The sequence below is a fragment of the Streptomyces sp. NPDC048191 genome (genome assembly GCF_040652655.1).
Taxonomy (GTDB): Bacteria; Actinomycetota; Actinomycetes; order Streptomycetales; family Streptomycetaceae; genus Streptomyces.
In genome coordinates this window covers 1-1,512 of the sequence record NZ_JBEZMO010000096.1, presented here as the reverse complement: position 1 = coordinate 1,512, position 1,512 = coordinate 1, and the positions used below count along the sequence as shown (strand labels likewise).

The 1,512-nt window shown below is 71.4% G+C and carries 1 protein-coding gene and 1 pseudogene; both read right to left on the bottom strand.

Features of this window, described 5'->3' with window-relative positions; all coding sequences use genetic code 11:
* Nucleotides 1–54 precede the first annotated feature (54 nt).
* Nucleotides 55–1,017 (bottom strand): electron transfer flavoprotein subunit alpha/FixB family protein, encoded by a 963-nt coding sequence (locus tag AB0D93_RS41575; RefSeq protein ID WP_362131974.1) that lies wholly within the window; start codon nucleotides 1,015–1,017, stop codon nucleotides 55–57.
* Nucleotides 1,018–1,071: 54 nt separating this feature from the next.
* Nucleotides 1,072–1,512 (bottom strand): annotated as a pseudogene (locus tag AB0D93_RS41570) (electron transfer flavoprotein subunit beta); the annotation flags it as partial.

Genomic DNA, 1,512 nt, shown 5'->3' with positions numbered 1-1,512 from the left:
CCGAGGCCCCCGTGACCGGGTGGGTCGCGGGGGCCTGGTGGTGTCGGGGAGGGGTCAGCCCTTGCGGGTCTTGATCTCCTCGGTCAGCTGGGGGACGACGTCGAAGAGGTCGCCGACCACGCCGAAGTCGACGAGCTCGAAGATCGGGGCCTCGGCGTCCTTGTTGACGGCCACGATCGTCTTGGAGGTCTGCATACCGGCCCGGTGCTGGATCGCGCCGGAGATGCCGTTGGCGATGTACAGCTGCGGCGAGACGCTCTTGCCGGTCTGGCCGACCTGGTTGGTGTGCGGGTACCAGCCGGCGTCCACGGCGGCACGCGAGGCACCCACCGCCGCACCGAGGGAGTCGGCCAGCGCCTCGATGATCGAGAAGTTCTCCGCGCCGTTGACACCACGGCCGCCGGAGACCACGATCGCGGCCTCGGTCAGCTCCGGACGCCCCGTCGACTCACGCGGCGTCCGGCCGGTGACCTTCGTGCCGGTGGCCTTCTCCGAGAAGGTCACGGCCAGGGCCTCGACGGCGCCGGCGGCCGGGGCGGCCTCCACGGCCGCGCTGTTGGGCTTGACCGTGATGACCGGGGTGCCCTTGATGACCCGGGAGGTGGTGGTGAAGGACGCGGCGAACACCGACTGGGTCGCCACCGGCCCCTCGCCGCCGGCCTCCAGGTCGACGGCGTCGGTGATGATGCCCGAGCCGATCCGCAGCGCCAGACGGGCGGCGATCTCCTTGCCCTCCGCGGAGGACGGGACCAGCACGGCGGCCGGGGACACGGCCTCGTAGGCGGCCTGCAGGGCGTCCACCTTCGGCACGACCAGGTACTCGGCGTACTCGGACGCCTCGTGGGTCAGCACGCGCACCGCGCCGTGCTCGGCGAGGGTGGCGGCGGTGTCGGCGGCGCCGTTGCCCAGGGCGACGGCGACGGGCTCGCCGAGCCGGCGGGCCAGGGTCAGCAGCTCCAGGGTGGGCTTGCGGACGGCACCGTCCACGTGGTCGACATAGACGAGGACTTCAGCCATGGGAATGCACTCCTGCGAAACGGAAGGTGAGGAACGGTCAGCGACTGCGGGGCCCTAGATGAACTTCTGGCCCGCGAGGAACTCAGCGAGCTGCTTGCCGCCCTCGCCCTCGTCCTTGACGATGGTGCCGGCCGTGCGCGCCGGACGCTCGTTCGCGGCCTCGACCTTGGTGAACGCGCCGTCCAGACCGACCTCGTCGGCCTCGATGTCCAGGTCCGACAGGTCCCAGGACTGCACCGGCTTCTTCTTGGCCGCCATGATGCCCTTGAACGACGGGTAACGCGCCTCACCCGACTGGTCGGTCACCGACACCAGCGCCGGCAGGGACGCCTCCAGCTGCTCGCTCGCGGCATCCCCGTCACGGCGGCCCCTGACCGTGCCGTCCTCGACCGAGACCTCGGACAGCAGGGTGACCTGCGGGACACCCAGACGCTCGGCGACCAGCGCCGGTACGACACCCATGGTGCCGTCGGTGGAGGCCATGCCCGAGACGAC

Excerpts from the sequence above, each read along its gene's own strand:
- AB0D93_RS41575 (WP_362131974.1), bottom strand. The coding sequence starts at position 1,017 with ATGGCTGAAGTCCTCGTCTATGTCGACCACGTGGACGGTGCCGTCCGC.